A 19,938-nucleotide genomic window follows, 5' to 3' on the forward strand; every position below is an offset into this window, starting at 1 on the left:
AAGTCGCGGCCGTCCATGAGGGAGGGAAGGAAGGGAGGGGGGCGAGGAGAGGGGGCAGGGGGGCAGGGGATCGGGGATCACCCGTGCTGGTACGCCACGATCGAGATGCCGATGTAGTGCGCGACGAAGGCCGCGAGGGTCAGGGAGTGGAACACCTCGTGGAAACCGAACCAGCGCGGTGACGGGTTGGGGCGCTGGAGGCCGTAGATCACGCCGCCCGCGCTGTAGAGGAGCCCGCCGACGAGGACCAGTACCAGGACGGTGATGCCGCCCGCGCGCATGAAGTCCGGGAGGAAGAAGACGGCCGCCCAGCCCATCGCGATGTAGCAGGGGGTGTAGAGCCAGCGTGGGGCGCCGACCCAGAACACGCGGAAGGCGATGCCGGCCACGGCTGCGCCCCAGATGCCCCACAGCAGCCACTGCCCCTTGCTCGCCGGGAGCAGCAGCATCGTCAGCGGGGTGTACGTGCCCGCGATGATCAGGAAGATGTTCGCGTGGTCGAGCCTGCGCAGGACGCCGTCCATGCGCGGGCTCCAGGTGCCGCGGTGGTAGAGCGCGCTCACGCCGAACAGCAGGCAGGCGGTCAGGGTGAAGATCCCGCAGGCGATGCGCGCCCGGCTCGAACTGGCGAGCGCGGTGAGTACCAGGCCGGAGATGAGTACGGCCGGAAACATGCCGAGATGCAGCCAGCCGCGCAGCTTGGGCTTGATCTCATCGGAATGTGGCAGCGAGAGCGCCAGGGGACCGCGGCCGACGGCCGGCGGGTCCAGGGGCGCGTCGGGGGCGGACGCAGTCATGACGGCAATCGTACCTACGCAACCGTAAGTTACGCGTCAGTTCGAGGACAGGAAGGGCCGGAAGTGGCCAGCCTCTCATATGCATTGGGACGACATCGGGGGTGCCTCGACACTCGGACACGCCAGGTGAATACGGGGTGACCCGGAGGAAACGCCTGGGCGGGCGGCGAATGAGTGGCGATGGTCACGTCGCTCAGCTGTGAGGCCCTCTGGACAGATGGGCGCTCCGGTCGGATGATCAAATGAGTGCGGTCGGCACCGGATGAGCGCCATTGATCAATACCGTGAAGCATCCGGGTCGCGGCCCCCAAGGGGCAGTCAATAAAAAACCCTCATTCAAGGAGCAGATCGTGGCGCGCGACATCGCGGCTCCCGTTCCCCCTGACACCTTCCTCTCAGGCACCGTCCCGACCAACCACAAGCAACTGGTCTCGTGGGTCAACGAGATCGCAGAACTGACGCAGCCGGACAACGTGGTCTGGTGTGACGGATCCGAGGCCGAGTACGAGCGACTGTGCGAAGAGCTCGTCCAAAAAGGCACGTTCAGGAAACTGGACCCGATCAAGCGCCCCAACTCCTACTACGCGGCCTCCGACCCGACCGATGTCGCGCGGGTCGAGGACCGTACCTTCATCTGCTCCGAGAAGGAGGAGGACGCGGGCCCGACCAACCACTGGAAGGATCCCGCCGAGATGCGGGACATCTTCGCGGGGGAGAAGGGCGTCTTCCGCGGCTCGATGAAGGGCCGGACGATGTACGTCGTCCCGTTCTGCATGGGCCCGCTCGGCTCGGACCTCTCCGCCATCGGCGTGGAGATCACCGACTCGGCGTACGTCGCCGTGTCCATGCGCACGATGACGCGTATGGGCAGCGCCGTCCTCGACGAACTCGGCAGTGACGGCTTCTTCGTGCGTGCTGTGCACACGCTCGGAGCGCCGCTGGCCGAGGGCGAGGCCGACGTGCCGTGGCCGTGCAACTCCACGAAGTACATCTCGCACTTCCCGGAGAGCCGAGAGATCTGGTCGTACGGCTCCGGGTACGGCGGCAACGCCCTGCTCGGCAAGAAGTGCTACGCGCTGCGCATCGCGTCCGTCATGGCGCGTGACGAGGGCTGGCTCGCCGAGCACATGCTGATCCTCAAGCTCACGCCTCCGCAGGGCGAGTCGAAGTACGTGGCGGCGGCCTTCCCGTCGGCCTGCGGCAAGACGAACCTCGCGATGCTGGAGCCGACGGTCGGCGGCTGGACCGTCGAGACGATCGGCGACGACATCGCCTGGATGCGCTTCGGTGAGGACGGCCGTCTCTACGCCATCAACCCCGAGGCCGGTTTCTTCGGCGTCGCGCCCGGCACCGGTGAGCACACCAACGCCAACGCGATGAAGACGCTGTGGGGCAACTCGGTCTTCACGAACGTGGCGTTGACCGACGACGGCGACGTCTGGTGGGAGGGCATGACGGAGGAGACTCCGGCCCATCTGACGGACTGGAAGGGCAACTCCTGGACGCCTGAGTCCGGAGTCCCGGCAGCCCACCCCAACGCCCGCTTCACCACTCCCGCCTCCCAGTGCCCGATCATCGCGCCCGAGTGGGAGGACCCGAGGGGCGTGCCGATCTCGGCGATCCTGTTCGGCGGGCGACGCGCCACGGCCGTACCGCTGGTCACGGAGTCCTTCGACTGGAACCACGGTGTCTTCCTGGGCGCGAACGTGGCCTCCGAGAAGACCGCCGCCGCCGAGGGCAAGGTCGGTGAGCTGCGCCGCGACCCCTTCGCCATGCTGCCGTTCTGCGGCTACAACATGGGCGACTACATGGCGCACTGGATCGACGTGGCGAAGGACAAGGACCAGTCCAAGCTGCCGAAGATCTACTACGTCAACTGGTTCCGCAAGAACGACGAGGGCAAGTTCGTGTGGCCCGGGTTCGGTGAGAACAGCCGGGTCCTGAAGTGGATCGTGGACCGGCTGGACGGGAAGGCCGAGGGTGTCGAGACGCCGATCGGTGTCCTGCCGGCCAAGGGCGCGCTCGACACGGACGGTCTCGAACTCTCCGAGTCCGACCTGGACTTCCTGCTCACGGTCGACAAGGAGGTGTGGCGCGAGGAGGCGGCGCTGGTTCCCGAGCACCTGAACACGTACGGCGAGCACACTCCGAAGGAACTGTGGGACGAGTACCGGGCGCTGGTGCAGCGCCTGGGCTGAGGCCCGCTTCTATCACTCCGCGGCCGGTCGGACTTGCCCTGACCTGCGACGTCGTCATGACCGGCCGCGGTGGTTCCTTCTCGCCCCCGCCGCCCTTACCCGTCTCATCCCTGGGGGCTGGGCCCCCAGACCCCCGCTTCGGCCCTGAAGGGGCCTCGTCCTCAAACGCCGGACGGGCTGGGTATTTCAGCCCCTCCGGCGTTTGAGGAGCGGGGGTTCGGGGGCAGCGCCCCCGAGGAATATTCCGGGCGTCGGCTATGCGCGGTCCTCCAGGTAGCGGGTGTGCGTCTCCTGGCGTCGGGCCTCCGCCTCGCGGAGACTCACCGCCAACCGTTCCGCCTCCTCGTGCAGCAACCCGAGCTGTCGTTCCAGGTGCCGTTCCGGCGGTTCGGCGCCCGGGGTGAGCCGGGTCCACCACCGGGTCCGTACGAAGGTGTCGACCGCCTCCGGTACGTCCTGCCGTACGGCCCGGGAGAGCGCGTGGACGCCCTCCGGGTCGGTCGCCAGCACCTCACCGGACCAGCTGGGGTCCAGCAGTGCCGTGAGGAGTCTGGTCAGCTCTGTGAGCCGGCCATCGGCGGCGGGCGGCAGTTCGACGCCTTCGAGGTACGTCAGCAGCCGACCGAAATCCCCGCGCAGCTCGTCGAGTTGGGCGGAGAGCTGCGCGGACGGATCCGGGAAGTCCGGCACCGGCTGCCGCTCCGGCGGGGCGATCAGCGCGCCCGCGCCGTACAGTCCGGCGACGACGACCGGCCAGTACGGTCCCGCCACACCGGTGAACGTCAGGCCCAGGCCCACCAGCCCGCACGCGCTCCCGGCGATGTTCTTGCGGGACTCCAGGAACCCCACGATGCCCATGAACCTACTGGTAGCCACGGATCTCCTTGAACGCGCCGTCGAGCGAGCCCTCCTGGGCGTCGAAGAGACGACCACCGGTCAGGTCGGCGATGTGCGCCAGCTCGGACCGGTCGGAGTCGCCGAAGAGGATGGGGAAGACGGGTATCTCCCGCTGCCGGCCCGGAAGTTGCCGGTAGAAGCCGTCGAACTCCGCCGCCTTCGCGCCCGCCGTGTTCTCGCCGTCCGTCATCAGCACGATCGAGGTGAACGTGTCCCGGTCGGCGCCGAGTTGCTCGTACGCCTTCTCCAGCGAGGTGTAGATCGCGGTGCCGCCGTCCGCCGCCAGCCCGTCGGTGTCCCGGCGGATCGCGTCGAGTCCGCTCTGCGGATCGGAGGGGCTCACCACATGCGTCCGTACGCTCTTCACGTCCGAGCCGAACGGCATCAGCGTGACCTCCTCGCGCTGCCGGAAGTCGCCGGTGAGACCGCGCAGCGCCTGCTTCAGCCCGGCCAGCCGTTCGCCCTCCATCGAGCCCGAGGTGTCGAGGACGTACACGGTCCGAGAGGGGCGGCGCAGCTCGTTCTCGTACGCGTCGAGCAGGCCGTCGGCGACGGATCGGCTGCCGGGGAAGGGGAGTTCACGGCGGCGGGAGGTGTCGAGGCCGGCCGCGGGCGGTACGGAGGCGACGACCGGGCGCCGGTGGGTGACGTCGGTGATCTCGCGCTGCGTCGCCGGGGTGCGCAGGGCCTCCGTCAGCCGGCGGACGTCCTCCCGGGTCGCCGCGTCGGTCGACGCGAGCGAGGTGACCGGGTAGTCGGCCGTGACGACTCCGTCGCGCGGGCGGATCACCGTGAGTCCGGGGATGCCCTTGAGGACGGACTCGTAGTTGAGCAGGGCGTCGACGGTGCCGCGCCGCTCGTACGCGGCAGCCAGCCAGCCCGACGAACCGGACGTCAGCTTCTGCCCCTTGAAGAACTCCTTCAGCCGCGGGGACGCCTTCGCCACCTCGGCGTCGGTCAGCGCGGACTGCGCCCCGGACAGCCCCGAGGCGACCGAAACCAGCGTGGAGAAGCCGGAGTTGGAGCGCGCGGGGTCGGTCATGCCGTACGTCAGCTTGCCGTCCCGTACCGCCTCCTCGACCTGGGACCAGGTGACCTGGTCGGGCTTCCAGCCCAACTCCCCTACGGTGGCGGCCCGCACGCCGATCGCGACCGGGCTCGACATGACGGACGTCTCGGACACGACCTTCTTCGCCGCGTCGGGACGCAGCCGCAGATAGTCGTTGGAGGACAGCCACAGGGCGTCGTACACCCCGTCGGTCTTCCCCTTCGCCAGCAGCTCGACGGCGTCGAGGGTGCCCATGTAGGTGGGCCTGACCTTGATGCCGGTGTCCTTCTCGACCTTGTCGAGGACCGGCTTCATGTCGGAGAGCTCGCTGGAGGCGAGGACACGGAGGGTGCCGGGCTCGGGAGCGGCCGGGGCAGCCGGGTCCTGGGACGATTTCTGCGCCGTACAGCCGGAGGCCGTGACGGTGGCGGTCAGGAGGGCGAGCGCGAGTGCGGCGGTTGCCGTGCGCCGGTGTCTCCTGCTCGTACCAGTGCTCATAGCTGTGCTCATACCTGGCCTCCGTCCAGCGCGCCCCGGGACCGGCTGCGCTCCAAGTAGGCGCTCGCGTGCTGGAGTTCGGAGGTGAGCGACTCCACCGTCGCCGCCATCGCCTCCGTCGCCTGGACCTTGTAGGTGTCGATGGTGTCGAGGGTGCGGTAGATCTGCTGGAAGGCGTTGCGGAGGGTCTCCGCCCCGACGGCAGGATCGGCGGCGATCCGCTGGATCTCGCCGCTCTGCGTGGCGAGCATCTCCGCGTTGCCCCGGATGAGGTCCTCGGTCGTCCCGCGCAGCGCGTTGACCTGCTCGATGACCTTCTTCTGGTTGTCGAGGGCGGTGGCCAGCATCACGGAGATGCGCAGTGCGGACACGGTCGTGGTGGCCGCGCGGTCGACCCCCTTGATCAGCTCGTCGTTGTTGCGGCGTACGACGTCCATGGCGAGGTAGCCCTGGGCGCACACCGCGAGCTGGGTCAGCAGGTCCTGGTGCTTCTGCCGGACCGGGAAGAGCACGTCGGCCCGCAGGTTGTCGGCGCCCGCCGGATCGGCCGTGTCGACGGCGCCGATGTGCTGCTCGACGGCGGAGTCCAGGGCTTCGGTCAGGACGACGTACTCCTGGAGCTTGCCCATGGTCTCCCAGAGGCGGACGCGTTCGGTCTGGAGGGCCGCGCTGTCTCTGCGCAGTTCGTCCTGGCCGCCGCGCAGCGAGCCCACGATCTTGTTCAGGGTCGCCTGCGAGGAGGCGTACTTCGCGACGTGGTCGCGCAGCTTGTTGCCGCCGGGCAGCTTGGAGAGGAACTTCCGCCCCTTGCTCGTGGGCAGGTCACGCGGGTCCAGGTCCTCCACCACGCGCCGGAGTTCGACGAGCGAGCCCGCGACCTGCGACTGGGCGTCACCGCCGTTGCTCGGCAGGCTGCGGACGGCCCGTTCCAGCATGCGGTTGGACTGCGCGGCGGCGGTCCGCATCTCGCCGGCGCCGAGGCCGGTGATCTCCCCGACCCGGCCCGCGAACTCGGGCGAGCGGGCGTCGAGGGCGGCGAGCCTGCCGACGTACTCGGCGGCCTTGCGGGCCATGTCCGTACGGACGCTTTCGTCGACGGGAACGAGACCGCCGGCCTTCTCGCGCGGCACGGCCGCGACGGGCTCGGGCGGGGTGAGCGTGAAGATGTCGTCGCCGCTCTGACTGCTGTTCTGGCTCGTGTTGTGGGTCGTGCTGTCGGCCGTGTGCTGGCTCGGCTTCTGAAAGTTCACGTGTGATCCCCCCTGGTTACGACTGTCCCCGGGCCCGGCGCGCCATCTCGTGCAGCACCTTGGAGGTGGGCACGGGCACCTGCCGGAAGCCGGTCAGTCTCTGGTTGAGGTAGGCGGCGTGGGCGGCGGTGGCGGCGACGAACTCGGCGGCGTCGCCCTGCGGCCGGAACCCGTGCCGGACGGCCAGCTTGCGCAACACCGGGTCTTCGCTGAGGAGTTGGCCGAGTGCGCGGCCCTCTTCGGTGAGCGGTACGACGGTGTGGTCGCTGTTGGCGGTGGTGTCGGGGTAGAGGACGGTGAGGTCCCCGGCGGCGCTCTGCCCTCCGCCGGTGCTGTCCCCGAGCAACGAGGCGACCTGCGACTCGTACACCAGGACCAGCGGGTTTCCGGCGCCGCTCACGAAGTCCCTGAACGCCGCGTCGGAGCTGGGCTGTTGGGCGCCCTGGACGCTGACCAGCTTGTGCATCAGGGGCGCCGTGCGGTCGATGTCGGCCTCGCTCGCCACCACCCGGCCCCCGTTCGCCACATAGCTGGTGGCGGCGAGGTAGAGGGCGCCGGAGCTGGAGCTCTCCGGGTCGGTGGAGGCGATGTAGAGGGTGCCGGTCAACTCCCCGTACTTTTCGGCGCCCTTGAGCTGCTGCCAGGTGCGGTCCTTGTCGGCGGCGGCGAGATAGGCGGACATCTTGAGGGTGCCGCGGTGCTGCCCCTTGTCGAGCGTCGCGAGTCCGCCCGCGGCGAGCACCTCGGCGGCGTTGCGGTGGGCCACGACGACGAGCGGTGAGTAGAAGGGACGCGGCAGGGGCTGCCGTGCCTTGTACTTGGCGGCCAGTTCGTCGGCGGGCGCCTGGCTGGACGGGAAGGCGAAGTCGTACCCCTTGAGGTCCAGCCCTTCCATGGCCCACGACCCGGAGGTCTCCGTCCGCACGGTGTAGCCCTTGGCGGCAAGGGCCTTCACCACGTCGGGATCGGCGAAGAACTCTGCCTTCTCCGACCCGATAACTCCACGCACGGTCTTCGTTGCCGTGCTCCGGTCCCCGTTGTCCCGGCCTGCCACGACGGCTGCCACCACGCCGCCGATCAGCAGGACCGCGAGGACAATCCCTGCGATTCGTCTCACGCCCGGAGCGTGCTCCCGGAATCCAACGTTCCCCGGTTACGAGGGTGAACGGAGGGTGAAGCACTGGTCCCGGTACGCAACGGAAACCGGCCAACCGACGGGGCGGCCCCCTTGAGGGGGCGGCAGCCCCTCAGGGGGCGCGGGGAACTGCGCGACAAGCCACGACGTACCAGCAGTCGCCGCACATCGCGGAACCTCCCACGGCGAACCGCACCGCACCCGACGGCACTTCACAACCCGGCGGAACAAGAACCCCTGCTCAAGCGAACGCAGTGCTGTGGCACCCGGTCCGCGCGTCGCTGCGGGAGCGCGCGGACCGGGGCCGTCGAGGAGAGCCCGGGGGAGGGCTCAGCGGGACGCGAGGGCGCGAGGCTCGGTGGCCTCGGTCGCTGCCTCGGCGTGGGCGTCCATGCGCTCGGCGGCGAGAATCGCGGCGGCCGTGTCGGCGCGGGAGGCCGCGACGACCAGGGCCCGTCCGGCGAGCGTGTGGGCGCGCTGGTGCAGGGCGGCGAGGTCGGGGGCGGCGGTCGCGGGGGCCGAGGCGCGGACCGGCGTACGGCCATGGCGCAGTCGGCCCACCTGGCCGGCTAGGCGCTCGGCGGCGGTGTCCAGGTCGGCGGAGGGTGCGAGGGCGCGCAGCTCGTCGGTGGCGGTGAGGAGTGCGGCGAGATGGCCGGCCAGCTGGATGTCCAGCTCGTCCTCGCGTGACCTGTGGGGGAAGTCCGAGGCGGTGCCGGCCAGTGCGCTGCGGGTGCTGTGGACCGACGGGGTGCGGATCGGTTCGTACATGGGAGATGGCCTCCTGTGCGCTGACAGGAAGCCATCCTAGCTTAGATTCAGTCTAAAGTTGAGCCCGATCGCGGATAAGTGGTTCCAGGATGTTTACGGCTGGCTGTAGCTCTCCAGGAAGGTGCCGATGCGGGTCACCGCGTCGCGCAGGTCACCGACCGTGGGCAGCGTCACGACGCGGAAGTGGTCCTGCTCGGGCCAGTTGAAGCCCGTACCGTGCACGACCATGATTTTCTCGCGGCGGAGCAGGTCCAGGACCATCCGCCGGTCGTCCTTGATCTTGAAGACGTTCGGGTCGAGGCGCGGGAAGAGATAGAGCGCGCCCTTCGGCTTCACGCAGGTGACGCCCGGAATCTGGGTGAGCAGGTCGTACGCGACATCCATCTGCTCCTTGAGCCGCCCGCCCGGCAGCACCAGGTCGTTGATGGTCTGCCGCCCACTGAGCGCGGCGACGACACCGTGCTGCCCCGGCATGTTGGCGCACAGGCGCATGTTGGCCAGGATCGTCAGGCCCTCGATGTACGAGTCGGCGTGCGCGCGGGGCCCGGAGATCGCCATCCAGCCGACCCGGTAACCGGCGACGCGGTACGCCTTCGACATACCGTTGAACGTGAGCGTGAGGAGATCGGGGGCGATCTTCGCGGTCGAGGTGTGCGTGGTGCCGTCGTACAGGATCTTGTCGTAGATCTCGTCCGAGCAGACCAGGAGGTTGTGGCGGCGGGCGATGTCCGTCAGCCCCCGGAGCATGGCGTCGTCGTACACCGCGCCCGTCGGGTTGTTCGGGTTGATGATGACGATCGCCTTGGTGCGGTCGGTGACCTTGCGCTCGATGTCCGCGAGGTCCGGCATCCAGTCGGCCTGCTCGTCGCAGCGGTAGTGGACCGCCGTACCGCCGGAGAGGGAGACCGCCGCGGTCCACAGGGGGTAGTCGGGCGCGGGTACGAGCACCTCGTCGCCGTCGTCGAGCAGGGCCTGCATCGCCATGACGATCAGCTCGGAGACGCCGTTGCCGACGAACACGTGCTCGACGTCCGTCTCGATGCCGAGGGTCTGGTTGTGCATGACGACCGCCCGGCGCGCCGCCAGCAGCCCCTTCGCGTCGCCGTACCCGTGGGCCGACGACACGTTGCGGAGGATGTCCTCCAGGATCTCGGGCGGGGCCTCGAAGCCGAAGGCGGCCGGGTTCCCGGTGTTCAGCTTGAGAATCCGATGCCCCGCCGCCTCAAGCCGCATCGCCTCTTCGAGAACCGGACCCCGGATCTCGTAACAGACGTTGGCGAGCTTGGTCGACTGGATCAGCTGCATAGCGGTGAGTTTACGGCGGGGTAACGCGCGGGGCGCCGTGTTATCCGCCACGTGGGATCGGGGCGGGGCGCGGAAGGCGAACGTGCTTTCGCTGCGGGGCGTCGGCCGGGGGTGGTTCGCTGCGAAGCTTCCCGGTGCGTCCGCAACCCGTCTGGATGGCGTCCACGATGACCAGCGCGCCCGCCGCGTCGGCGAGTTTCACGCAGGCGGGCGAGTCAGGCGCGGGTCGACAAGCTGTGCCCACGCCCGCCCTCTCCGTTGCGGGGGCCCGAACGCGCCCCCGCACTGGCAGAGCTCAGCGAGTCCGCCAGTGCGGGTTCCCGCCACCGGCCGCACCCTCGGGAGAGGGGGCGGAGCGGCGCGCGAGCATGGTGGCCTGAAGGAACGGCCGGGTCAGCGGGTGAAGGTGGTCCGGTGCTCCTTGAGCGCGGCGCAGTTGGAGCCGGTCACCTGCACGTACACGTTGCTGATGCTGCCGCCCCAGGTGACGCAGTGGCTCTTGCCGTACGCGTAAACCGGTCCCGCGTACGAGGTGTACTGCCCGAAGTCCTCGTCGTACTCGTCGGTGTCGGGGATGTAGACATAGGCGGACATGTCCAGGACGGTGCCCGGGTTCGTGCGGATGGTCGCGACGCAGTTCTTGCCGTTGGAGGAGTTGTACGTGAGGTAGACGGTGCCCAGTGAGCCGACGGGCGCCGAGTTCACGGTCTTGTAGGCGCTTCCGCAGACTTTCTGCGCCGTGGTGTTGGGTGCGGCTGAGGCGGGCGCTGCCAGGGCAGTGGTGGTCCCCACTGCCAGGGCGGCGAAGGCGGCCGCCGTTAAGACCGAACGGTTGAAACTCATATTTCCCCCTTGTGTTCTTTGCGGTTGGTTGCTCCTGTCTGGTCTGACACGCGGCACATCGGAACGGTTGTACGCGGCCCGCAAAAAACGTGTGGCCTGAGCATCGTCCGTACACGGGTACCCGGACGTCGGTGTCCGCGCGGGCACGATGCCGGTGTGCGGAAGACGCCACTGGTTGGCGTTGTCCCGGACGATGTCGACACCGGCCTTCATCGCCAGCTCGGGCCGCACGAGCGTGACGTCCAGCGTCTCCCTCGCGTCGCCGGCGGACAAAGGTCAGCCTGTCGGGGAGGGGCGCGCCCGGTGCGCACAATCCCGCCAACTCGCGGCCGGAAACGATTCCTTGCCCCAGCAGCCCCTCCCGCATCACAATGCGCATGACAAAAAGCGAGCGGCCGGAAAACCTCCGGTCGTTCCTTCGTACGAGGGGACCCCCACATGAACAAGCCTCTCCTTGCCGCGCTCGCAGCCCTGGTGATCACCGGGGCGGGAGCGGCACCCGCGGTCGCCGCGCAGGCCGACACGGCCGCGCCCGCCGCGAAGAGCGCCGTGGTCAAGGCCTCGGCCGAGGTGGCCGCCGCACCGGCCATCCAGGCCGTCAACTTCGCCGGCACTGTCTCGCTCTCCAACTGTTCCGGCTCGCTCGTCCGCTTCCCGAACTCCGAGGCCGACGACCCGGCGCTGGTCATGTCCAACGGGCACTGCCTGGAGACGGGCTTCCCGGAGGCCGGCGAGGTCATCGTCGACCAGGCGTCCACCCGTACCTTCGGGCTGCTCAACGCCGCAGCGACCCGCGTCGCCACCCTGCGCGCCAGCAAGATCGCGTACGCGACGATGACCGACACGGACGTGTCGATCTACCAGCTCACGACCACCTACGCGGCGATCAAGAGCTCGTACAACATCAACCCGCTCACGCTCAACACCACCCACCCGGTCGTCGGCACCGCGATCACCGTCGTCTCCGGCTACTGGAAGCGGACGTACGCCTGCAACGTCGACGGCTTCGCCTACCGCCTCAAGGAAGGCGAGTGGACCTGGAAGGACTCGGTCCGCTACACCTCCGCCTGCCAGACCATCGGCGGCACCTCGGGCTCGCCGGTCGTCGACAACGCCACCGGCAACGTCGTCGCCGTCAACAACACCGGCAACGAGGATGGTGCGCGCTGCACCGACAACAACCCCTGCGAGGTCGACGCCAACGGCACGGTGACCGTTCGCGCGGGCATCAACTATGCCCAGGAGACCTACCAGATCCCGGCGTGCTTCGGCCTCGACAACAAGCTGAACCTCAGCGCGAGCGGTTGCACCTTGCCGAAGCCGTAACGCTCCGCGGGGGCGGGATCGGTCGTGGTGCGTCTGCTGCGCCGTTGTGGCTGGTCGCGCAGTTCCCCGCGCCCCTTCAGGGGCGCGGGGCTGAGCGGCGGACCGCCCTGCCCGCCAGTACGTCCGTTCTGCGGCCGTCCTCCATCACGAACCGGCCGTCGATCAGTACGTACGGGATGCCCGTCGGGAGCGTGCGCGGCGCCTCGAAGGTTGAGCCCGCCGCGACGGTTGCCGCGTCGAAGAGGACCAGGTCGGCTCGGTAGCCCTCGCGGACCAGGCCCCGGTCCGGCAGCCGCAGCCGGGCCGCCGGGCGCGAGGTCAGGTGGGCCACGCACTCCTCCAGGGAGAGGACCTCCAACTCCCTTACGTACCGCCCGAGATACCGCGGGAACGTGCCGTACGCGCGCGGATGCGGTTTCGTGCCCTGGAGGATGCCGTCCGAGCCGCCCGTGTGGACGCGGTGGCGCATGATCGCCCGGACGTTCTCCTCGTGGCCGACGTGCTGGAGGATCGTCGTGCCCAGGCGGTCGGTCAGCAGCAGATTGCGGGCCGTCGACCAGGGGGTCCCACCGTTCGCCTTCGCCGACTCCTGGACCGTGCGGCCCACGAAGTCGTTCAACGCCGGGTCCGTCACCCCGGAGATCTCGATCGTGTCCCACTCGATCGGTACGCCGTGGCAGCCGTCCGCGCCGACGAACTCCATGTCGTGACGGATGCGTTCGGCTGTGTCGGCGTCCGTCAGGCGTCGCAGGATCTCCTCCGGGCCGCCCTCGCTCGCCCAACTCGGCAGCATCGCCACGAGCGTTGTGGAGCCGGGCGTGTAGGGATACGTGTCCAGGGTCAGGTCCGCTCCCGCCGCCAGCGCCTCGTCGAGCAGTGACAGCAGCTCCGGTGCCCGGCCCTCGTTCACGCCGAAGTTCATGGTGGCGTGGGCGAGATGGAGCGGGCAGCCCGCCTCGCGGGTCAGTTCCACCATCTCCGCGTACGCCTCCAACGCGCCCGCCCCGTACGACCGGTGGTGCGGGCAGTAGTAGCCGCCGTACGACGCCACCACCCGGCAGAGTTCCGTGAGTTCGGCATCCTTGGCGTACATGCCGGGCGTGTAGGTGAGCCCCGACGACATGCCCACCGCGCCCTGTGCCATCCCCTCCGTGACCAACTGCCGCATCCGGTCCAGCTCCTGGGGCGTCGCGTCCCGGTCGTCCCAGCCGACGGCGAGCATCCGTACCGTGCCCTGCGGGATCAGATAGGCCGCGTTGACGGCGATGCCCTCGCCGTCGAAACCGTGGTCGAGACGGTCCAGGTACTCGCCCACGGAACGCCAGTCGAACTCGATGTCGTCGCCGTGGCCGTTCCAGCCGGTGATCGCGCGGCGGACCTCGGCGAGGGTGCGGTCGTCGACCGGGGCGTACGACAGCCCGTCCTGGCCCAGGACTTCGAGGGTCACCCCCTGCGCCGCCTTCGCGCTGTGATCGGGGTCGCGGAGCAGGGCCAGGTCGCTGTGGGCGTGCATGTCGATGAAGCCAGGGGAGAGGGCCAGACCCTCCGCGTCCAACTCCCTGCGCGCCTTGGGGCGTTGACATCCTGCCGCTGCCGCCTCCTGGACGATCGACACGATCCGCCCGCCGTCGATCACCACATCGGCGCGGTACGACGGCCCGCCGGAGCCGTCCACGACGTCCGCGTCCCGAATGACGAGCTCATCCACGCCGGGCCTCCTCAACAGTTGGAGATCGCAGATCGGAGATCAGAAGAACGTGCGGATGTACTCGACGACTGTGCCGTCCGCCTCGGCGACCGGGATCAGCTGCCACTTGTCGAACGACGTGCACGGGTGGGACAGCCCCAGGCCCAGCCAGTCGCCGACCTCCAGATCCGCCTCCGGGGCCGTACGCAGCCAGGCGTGCTGGTCGGAGAGCCCGGTGACCGAGATGCCGGTGGCGGGCCGCTCCGGAGCCCCCTCCCTGCGGATCGCCTGGGGTACCGGCAGGTCAAGGTCGTACGCCGCGTCCCGCTTGCCCGCGTTGACGAAGGCCTGCTCGGAGGACGGACGTGAGACGACCTGCGTCCACAGGCGGAAGGCGGGCTCCAGGGCGCCTTCCTCAGGGACCCGGTTGAACGGGGTGACCTTGCGATAGCGGCCGTCGTCGTGCGAGACGTACGCCCCCGAGCGCAGCAACTTCAGTACAGGGAGAGACAGTTCGGGGATCTCCCCGAAGACGTCGGCGACCGCGTCGAACCAGGCGCTGCCGCCCGCGCTCACGATGACCTCCTCGGCTCCGTCGAACCGTCCCGCCTTGTCGAAGTCCGCCGCCAGGGCCACCAGCCGCCGCAGCCACGCCCGCACCCGATCCGGGTCGGACTGCGGCACCTCGCCCTCGTACCCCGCGACCCCGACCAGCCGCAGCGTCGGTACGGCGGCCACCGCGTCGGCGACCGCCGCGCACTCCGCCTCCGTGCGTACGCCGGTCCGGGCGCCCTCGCCGGCGCCGAGTTCGACGACCACGTCCAGTGGACGGGCACCCGCCGCCGCCCTCGCCTCCGTGAGAGCCGCGTCCATCAGTTCCGCCCCGCGCACGGAGTCGACGTAACAGACGAATCGGAAGTCCGGGTCGGCGGTCAGCTCCGCGGCGATCCAGCGCAGGGCCGCCGGGTCGACCAACTCGTTGGCCAGGAAAACCCGTTGGATGCCGAACGCGCGGGCGACGCGCACCTGGTGGGGGACCGCGAGGGTGATGCCCCAGGCGCCGTGGTCGAGCTGGCGCCGGAAGAGCTGGGGGGCCATGGAGGTCTTGCCGTGCGGGGCGAAGGCGAGGCCGTGGCGGGCCGCGTACGTCTCCATCAGCTCCAGGTTGTGGGTGAGGCGCTCGGCGGAGAGGGTCAGTACGGGGGTGGTGAAGCCGCCGGTGAAGAGGTTGCGGCGCTGGGCGGCCAGCTCGCCGACGGTCAGGCCGTCGGCGTCCGGCGGGAGGCCCTTGAAGCGGGCGTCGACGCGTTCGGCGGCCAGCCGGGCGAGCGCTCCGGCGACCTCGACACCCCGGCTGCCCTCGACACCCTCGTCGCGCTCGATGTCCTCGGCGCCCATGGGACCTCCCTCGTCAAACTCGTTGCGCTACTTGCAACGAGCATTGCGTATATTGCTCACCGCTGTCTAACATCTCGCCAACGCGGGGTCAACGGAGCCGCCGCCTCCCCCGCATCACCGAGGAGCTACGACGATCGTGACCATCACGGGCCCCCGCAACGCCCCCGACGTCGTGGAGATCGTGGACGTCGTCGCGCTCGGCGAGTCCATGGTCACCTTCCTGCCCTCCCGGCCCGGCCGCCTCGCCGACGTACCGTCCTTCGAGCGTGCCATCGGCGGCGCCGAGTCCAACGTGGCGTGCGCCCTCGCCGCCGCCGGCCACTCCGCCCGCTGGATCAGCCGCGTCGGCGCCGACGGCTTCGGCGACCACCTGGTCGGGGCGATCGGGTGGTACGGGGTGGACGTGGCGTCCGTACGGCGTGATCCGGCGCGTCCGACGGGCGTGTACTTCCGTACGGCGGGGGACCGTGAGACCGACGCGCACGAGGTGGCGTACTACCGCGCCGGTTCGGCGGCCTCGGTGCTGTCGGCGGAGAACGTGGACCTGGCGGCGGCGCGCGCGGGGCGGGTGCTGCATCTGTCCGGGATCACGGCGGCCCTGTCCGGCGACTGTCTCGACCTGCTGTGGGAGTTGACCGAGGCCCGGCCGGGGCGGCCGCTCGTCTCCTTCGACGTCAACTTCCGCCCGGGACTGTGGACCGACGCCCACGGGCCGCGGGTCCTGCTCGACCTCGCGCGCCGGGCCGACCTCGTCTTCGTCGGCGCCGACGAGGCACGGGACGCCTGGGGGCTGGACGGGGCCCGTGCTGTCGCAGAGGCGCTGCCCGAGCCGGGCCTCGTCGTCGTCAAGCAGGGCGGGGGAGGAGCCGTCGCCTTCGGAAGGGACAGCGGTGCCACCCACGTTCCGGCGCCCCGGGTCGACGTCGTCGCGGCAGTGGGCGCCGGCGACGCCTTCGCTGCCGGGTTCCTCTCGGCCACCCTTCGGGGTCTCCCCGTACGGGACCGCATCCGGCACGGCCACCTCATGGCCGCCGCCGTCCTCACCGCCCCCGGCGATCTCGCCGCTCCACCCGCCCGCGACCACGCCGACCGGCTGGCCGCTCTCGACGACACGGTGTGGGGGACACTTCGACTCGGCCCCGGCTGGACGCAAGCCGAGCAGGCCCCCGAGGAGGTACGCACCCCATGAGCCAGACCGTCGACCGCGCGCTGAGCATCCTGCCGTTGCTCGCCGAGGGCCCCGCCGACCTCGGCCGGGTCGCCGACCGGCTCGGCGTCCACAAGTCCACCGCCCTGAGGCTGCTGCGCACCCTGCACGAGCACGGACTCGTCTACCGCCAGTCCGACCAGCGCTACCGCCTCGGCGCCCGCCTCTTCGCGCTCGCCCAGGAAGCCGTCGAGAACCTCGACATCCGGGAGATCGCCCACCCCCACCTCGTACGCCTCAACGAGCAGTGCGGGCACACCGTCCACCTCGCCGTGCACGAGGAGGGCGAGGTCCTCTACATCGACAAGGTCGAGAGCCGCTACCCGGTGCGCATGTACTCGCGGATCGGCAAGCCCGTCGCGATCACCGTCGCCGCCGTCGCCAAGCTGCTCCTCGCCGATCTGCCCGAGCCCGAGCGGCGTGCCGTCGCCGACAAGCTCGACTACCCCATGTACACCTCCCGCTCCACCCCCAACGCCCCCGCTTTCCTAAGGGAGTTGGAGAAGGTGCGCGAGCAGGGCTGGGCCACCGACCTCGGCGGTCACGAGGAGTCCATCAACTGCGTCGCGGCCCCCATCAGCGGTACCGACGGACGCGTGGTCGCCGCCATGTCCGTCTCCGCCCCCAACGTCGTCGTCACCGCCGACGAACTCCTCACCCTGCTCCCGCTGGTACGCCGTACGGCGGATGCCATCAGTGGTGAGTACTCCGGCAAGACCCCCACCCCCACCGTCACGCCCGCATCCACGCCCACGCCCAGGCCCATGCCCACGAAGGACAACGGTTGATGACAGACAAGATCGCTCTCGTCCCCAAGACCCACACCGCCCCGCCCGCCAGGTTCTCCCACGGCGTGAAGAAGGGGAACATCCTCCAGGTCGCCGGTCAGGTCGGCTTCCTGCCCGCCGTCGAGGGGCAGCCCCCCACGCCCGCCGGCCCGACCCTGGCCGAGCAGACCCTCCAGACCCTCGCCAACGTCAAGGCCATCCTGGAGGAGGGCGGCGCGAGCTGGGACGACGTGATGATGATCCGCGTCTACCTCACGGACGTCGACCACTTCGCCGAGATGAACGGCATCTACAACACCTACTTCGCGGAGCAGAACCTCACCGCACCCCCGGCCGCCCGCACCACGGTGTACGTGGGCCTCCCCGCGGGGCTCCTGATCGAGATCGACGCGCTGGCGGTACTGGACAACTGAGTCCCACCCCCGTGTCCCTCAGGGCACCGGGCCGTGTCCGATCTCCGTGGTGCCGCGCGGCGCCCAGGGCTCGGCGACGGGGTTCGGCGACAGGTTCGCGATGGCGGCCGTACCGAGCCTGTTCGTGCAGATCGCGTGATCTCTCCGGATCTCTGGGGCCCCTGCTGTCCCATGACACAGCAATGTCCGCCATACTTTCGCCTGTGGAGCAGCGCATAGGTTCGAGCAGCAAGCCCCTGAAAACCGCCGCGATCGACCCTGCGGCCATCCCCGGGCTCACTTCACCCGTGCCGGCCGAGCCGGAGGACGGGGTTCCGGCCCCGGTGGAGGAAGCCGCAGTGGAGGAGGTCACCCCGGAAGAGGCCACCCCGGCGCCGGACGGGGAAGCGGAGGCAGAGGTGGAGACCCCCGAGGTCGATGGCCCCGTCTTCGAGGCGTCCGACCGCCGGGCGAAGATCATCGCCGACCACAGTGGCGTACGGCTCTACCTGGACGACCAGGAGTGCGAGTTCCGCTGGGACGAGATCGGGGCCGTGGAGACGGAGACGTCCCGATTCGGCAAGCGGCTCACGGTGACGGTCCACACTCCGGACCGCCGCTGGTACCCGGTCGAGATCGAGGCGAAGGCGAAGTCCCAGCACCAGGAGTGGGAAACGGAGCTGGACGCGGTCCTGGACGCCTACTTCGAGGACGCCGACGAATCCGATGGCGCCGACGCATCCGAGGACGCCGACGCATCCGAGGTCGAGGAGAAGAGCGCCCCTTAAAGGGCGCGGGGAACTGCGCGGCCGGCCACAGACAGCGGGCCACGCAGCTCCCCACTACCTACCTCAGATGTTCATCAGGAGCAGTACTGCGCCTGCTTCCCGATGGACCGGTACATGCAGTCGGAGTTCTCCAGCAGCTGCAGCACCGCGTCCCGGTTACGGGCCGTCTCCCGGTCGATCACCTCGTCGGGCGGATAGAAACCGCCACCGGAGCTGGACGCCGGATACATCTCGAAGGTGTACGAGAAGATCTTCTGACTGCCCCAGAGGTAGTCGTCGATCGAGCCGTCCGTGATGTAGAGGTCGCTCGACTGCTCGGGCGTGTAGCCGTTGCTGGCGGCCATCTTCCCGCCGACCGTGGCGAAGGCGTCCCGGTCGTCCTGGGTCATGCCCGTCGTGGTGTTGGCGGTCGTGTACCCGAAGGGCCACAGCACCAGTTCGCTGTACGTGTGGAAGTCGATGCCCGTCTTGATCTGCTGGACGCCGCCGACGACCCGGGTGCGGACGAAGTTCGCGACCACCTTGACCTCGGGCGCGGACTCGGCGGCCGTACCGCGGTATGTCTCGGACGAGGTCGAGCCGGAGGAACCGCCGCAGCAGCCGAAGCGGTAGTCCCAGTTGCGGTTGAGGTCCGTGCCGACGTTCGACGAACCGCTGTTGGGCTGACGGTTCTTGCGCCACGAACGGTATGAACCGGTCGCGATGTCGTACTCGCCGCCGTCCGGGTTGAGGTCCGGGATGATCCAGATCTCACGGGAGTCGATCATCGACTTGACCCGCGAGTCGGTGGCGTAGGTGGACGTCAGGTTGCGCAGCAGGTAGAGCGCCATCTCGACAGTGAGATGCTCACGGGCGTGCTGGTGGTGGGTGAACAGCACCTCGGGCTCGGCCTCGTCGGTGCCGACGTTGTCGCTGAGCTTGATGGCGACGATGTTCCGGCCCGAGTACGAGGTACCGATGACCCGCTGACTGGCGATGGAGGAGTTGGCCGAGACGAGGGAGTTGATCTCCGAGGTCATCTCGGCGTAGTTGTGATAGCGGGAGTCGGCTGTGGGGAAGTCGAGCAGCCGTACGTCGTCGGCGCTGCTGGAGCGGTCCGGGGCCGAGCCCAACAGGGTGATCTCGTAGCCGCGTTGGGCCAGTTTCCTGGCCTGCTCGGCGCGGCCGGAGACGACGACCCTCTCCTCGTCGGCCTCGTCCACGGTCACACCCGACGCCATGATGTCGGTGCGGACGTCGGACGTGGAGTTCGCGAAGTTGATCTCGTACTGGCGGATGTCGTCGGCCGAGGCCGCCGGGCGCTTGCCGCTGGTCGCGGTGGCGTTGTCGGGTGTCGTGGAGGTGAGGCCGACGGCGAGGGCGAGCGACAGCAGGCCGACAGCGGCGGCGGACCGTCTGCCGCTGCGGGCACCTTGGCCTCGTGTGCGAAGTCGCATGAAGTCTCCTGATTTCTCCGGGAGTTCCGGGATCTCCGGAAGCTGGGGAGTGGAGCGGGGGGTGGTTCTTCGGTGCGACGGACTGGTGCGGGGTGTGGCGCCATCGTGCGGCCATGACATGGGCAGGTCAAGAGTGCCTGGCGGGGCGATGGCGTGAACCGATGGCGTGAACCG

17 protein-coding genes are annotated in these 19,938 nt (G+C 69.5%); 6 read left to right on the forward strand and 11 right to left on the reverse strand.

The genetic code is table 11. From position 1 onward, the window contains the following. Window positions 1–77: 77 nt before the first annotated feature. Window positions 78–797, reverse strand: a complete 720-nt coding sequence (locus G3I56_RS07795; RefSeq protein WP_164408122.1) for a hemolysin III family protein — start codon at window positions 795–797, stop codon at window positions 78–80. Between the two features lie 350 nt (window positions 798–1,147). Here G3I56_RS07795 and G3I56_RS07800 point away from each other — a divergent pair, with 350 nt between their 5' ends. Further along, window positions 1,148–2,995, forward strand: coding sequence for a phosphoenolpyruvate carboxykinase (GTP) (locus G3I56_RS07800; protein ID WP_343239894.1), 1,848 nt, complete (start codon window positions 1,148–1,150; stop codon window positions 2,993–2,995). 255 nt (window positions 2,996–3,250) lie between these two features. On the opposite strand, the gene G3I56_RS07805 is transcribed toward G3I56_RS07800, so the two are convergent. The 7 genes from G3I56_RS07805 to G3I56_RS07835 all read right to left on the reverse strand — a co-directional run bounded on the left by G3I56_RS07805 (window position 3,251) and on the right by G3I56_RS07835 (window position 10,742). Then, window positions 3,251–3,853, reverse strand: a complete 603-nt coding sequence (locus G3I56_RS07805; RefSeq protein WP_203689460.1) for a hypothetical protein — start codon at window positions 3,851–3,853, stop codon at window positions 3,251–3,253. A 4-nt stretch (window positions 3,854–3,857) separates the two neighbouring features. After that, window positions 3,858–5,438: a substrate-binding and VWA domain-containing protein gene (locus tag G3I56_RS07810; protein WP_164408220.1), complete on the reverse strand. Its 1,581-nt coding sequence runs from the start codon at window positions 5,436–5,438 to the stop codon at window positions 3,858–3,860. An 8-nt stretch (window positions 5,439–5,446) separates the two neighbouring features. Continuing rightward, window positions 5,447–6,604: a toxic anion resistance protein gene (locus tag G3I56_RS07815; RefSeq protein WP_164408222.1), complete on the reverse strand. Its 1,158-nt coding sequence runs from the start codon at window positions 6,602–6,604 to the stop codon at window positions 5,447–5,449. Window positions 6,605–6,704: 100 nt separating this feature from the next. After that, complete coding sequence (locus G3I56_RS07820; protein WP_164408123.1) at window positions 6,705–7,805, reverse strand: substrate-binding domain-containing protein; 1,101 nt, start codon at window positions 7,803–7,805, stop codon at window positions 6,705–6,707. 348 nt (window positions 7,806–8,153) lie between these two features. After that, window positions 8,154–8,594, reverse strand: a complete 441-nt coding sequence (locus G3I56_RS07825) for a hypothetical protein (protein ID WP_164408124.1) — start codon at window positions 8,592–8,594, stop codon at window positions 8,154–8,156. Between the two features lie 93 nt (window positions 8,595–8,687). Next, a complete protein-coding gene (locus G3I56_RS07830) occupies window positions 8,688–9,899 on the reverse strand; it encodes a pyridoxal phosphate-dependent aminotransferase (protein WP_164408125.1) in 1,212 nt (403 codons plus the stop codon). 393 nt (window positions 9,900–10,292) lie between these two features. Continuing rightward, entirely contained in the window at window positions 10,293–10,742 is a 450-nt protein-coding gene (locus tag G3I56_RS07835) for a spore-associated protein (protein ID WP_164408126.1), read from the reverse strand. A gap of 438 nt (window positions 10,743–11,180) precedes the next feature. Here G3I56_RS07835 and G3I56_RS07840 point away from each other — a divergent pair, with 438 nt between their 5' ends. Further along, entirely contained in the window at window positions 11,181–12,068 is an 888-nt protein-coding gene (locus G3I56_RS07840) for a serine protease (protein WP_164408127.1), read from the forward strand. Window positions 12,069–12,144: 76 nt separating this feature from the next. On the opposite strand, the gene G3I56_RS07845 is transcribed toward G3I56_RS07840, so the two are convergent. Both G3I56_RS07845 and G3I56_RS07850 read right to left on the reverse strand, forming a co-directional pair. After that, window positions 12,145–13,776 carry a D-aminoacylase gene (locus G3I56_RS07845; RefSeq protein ID WP_164408128.1) on the reverse strand — a complete coding sequence of 544 codons (1,632 nt, stop codon included), beginning with the start codon at window positions 13,774–13,776 and terminating at the stop codon, window positions 12,145–12,147. 39 nt (window positions 13,777–13,815) lie between these two features. Next, on the reverse strand, window positions 13,816–15,153 hold the full coding sequence (locus tag G3I56_RS07850; protein ID WP_164408129.1) for an amino acid deaminase: 1,338 nt from the start codon (window positions 15,151–15,153) through the stop codon (window positions 13,816–13,818). Window positions 15,154–15,289: 136 nt separating this feature from the next. Between G3I56_RS07850 and G3I56_RS07855 the strand changes: the two genes are divergently transcribed. The 4 genes from G3I56_RS07855 to G3I56_RS07870 all read left to right on the forward strand — a co-directional run bounded on the left by G3I56_RS07855 (window position 15,290) and on the right by G3I56_RS07870 (window position 18,328). Further along, window positions 15,290–16,342: a sugar kinase gene (locus G3I56_RS07855; RefSeq protein WP_164408130.1), complete on the forward strand. Its 1,053-nt coding sequence runs from the start codon at window positions 15,290–15,292 to the stop codon at window positions 16,340–16,342. Beyond that, complete coding sequence (locus tag G3I56_RS07860) at window positions 16,339–17,148, forward strand: IclR family transcriptional regulator (RefSeq protein WP_164408131.1); 810 nt, start codon at window positions 16,339–16,341, stop codon at window positions 17,146–17,148. Before G3I56_RS07855 ends, G3I56_RS07860 begins: the two co-directional genes overlap by 4 nt. Next, window positions 17,148–17,561, forward strand: a complete 414-nt coding sequence (locus G3I56_RS07865) for a RidA family protein (protein ID WP_164408132.1) — start codon at window positions 17,148–17,150, stop codon at window positions 17,559–17,561. The genes G3I56_RS07860 and G3I56_RS07865 overlap by 1 nt, the downstream gene beginning before the upstream one ends. 203 nt (window positions 17,562–17,764) lie before the next feature. After that, on the forward strand, window positions 17,765–18,328 hold the full coding sequence (locus tag G3I56_RS07870; protein ID WP_164408133.1) for a hypothetical protein: 564 nt from the start codon (window positions 17,765–17,767) through the stop codon (window positions 18,326–18,328). A gap of 74 nt (window positions 18,329–18,402) precedes the next feature. On the opposite strand, the gene G3I56_RS07875 is transcribed toward G3I56_RS07870, so the two are convergent. After that, the gene (locus G3I56_RS07875) at window positions 18,403–19,764 is read right to left on the reverse strand and encodes a M14 family metallopeptidase (RefSeq protein ID WP_164408134.1); all 1,362 of its coding nucleotides are present in this window, start codon (window positions 19,762–19,764) and stop codon (window positions 18,403–18,405) included. Window positions 19,765–19,938 lie beyond the last annotated feature (174 nt).

This window comes from Streptomyces sp. SID12488 (genome assembly GCF_010548275.1).
Classification (GTDB): domain Bacteria; phylum Actinomycetota; class Actinomycetes; order Streptomycetales; family Streptomycetaceae; genus Streptomyces.

Excerpts from the sequence above, each read along its gene's own strand:
- G3I56_RS07825 (WP_164408124.1), bottom strand. The coding sequence starts at position 8,594 with ATGTACGAACCGATCCGCACCCCGTCGGTCCACAGCACCCGCAGCGCA.
- G3I56_RS07840 (WP_164408127.1), top strand. The coding sequence starts at position 11,181 with ATGAACAAGCCTCTCCTTGCCGCGCTCGCAGCCCTGGTGATCACCGGG.
- G3I56_RS07865 (WP_164408132.1), top strand. The coding sequence starts at position 17,148 with ATGACAGACAAGATCGCTCTCGTCCCCAAGACCCACACCGCCCCGCCC.
- G3I56_RS07860 (WP_164408131.1), top strand. The coding sequence starts at position 16,339 with ATGAGCCAGACCGTCGACCGCGCGCTGAGCATCCTGCCGTTGCTCGCC.
- G3I56_RS07795 (WP_164408122.1), bottom strand. The coding sequence starts at position 797 with ATGACTGCGTCCGCCCCCGACGCGCCCCTGGACCCGCCGGCCGTCGGC.
- G3I56_RS07850 (WP_164408129.1), bottom strand. The coding sequence starts at position 15,153 with ATGGGCGCCGAGGACATCGAGCGCGACGAGGGTGTCGAGGGCAGCCGG.
- G3I56_RS07875 (WP_164408134.1), bottom strand. The coding sequence starts at position 19,764 with ATGCGACTTCGCACACGAGGCCAAGGTGCCCGCAGCGGCAGACGGTCC.
- G3I56_RS07805 (WP_203689460.1), bottom strand. The coding sequence starts at position 3,853 with ATGGGCATCGTGGGGTTCCTGGAGTCCCGCAAGAACATCGCCGGGAGC.
- G3I56_RS07835 (WP_164408126.1), bottom strand. The coding sequence starts at position 10,742 with ATGAGTTTCAACCGTTCGGTCTTAACGGCGGCCGCCTTCGCCGCCCTG.
- G3I56_RS07810 (WP_164408220.1), bottom strand. The coding sequence starts at position 5,438 with ATGAGCACTGGTACGAGCAGGAGACACCGGCGCACGGCAACCGCCGCA.
- G3I56_RS07830 (WP_164408125.1), bottom strand. The coding sequence starts at position 9,899 with ATGCAGCTGATCCAGTCGACCAAGCTCGCCAACGTCTGTTACGAGATC.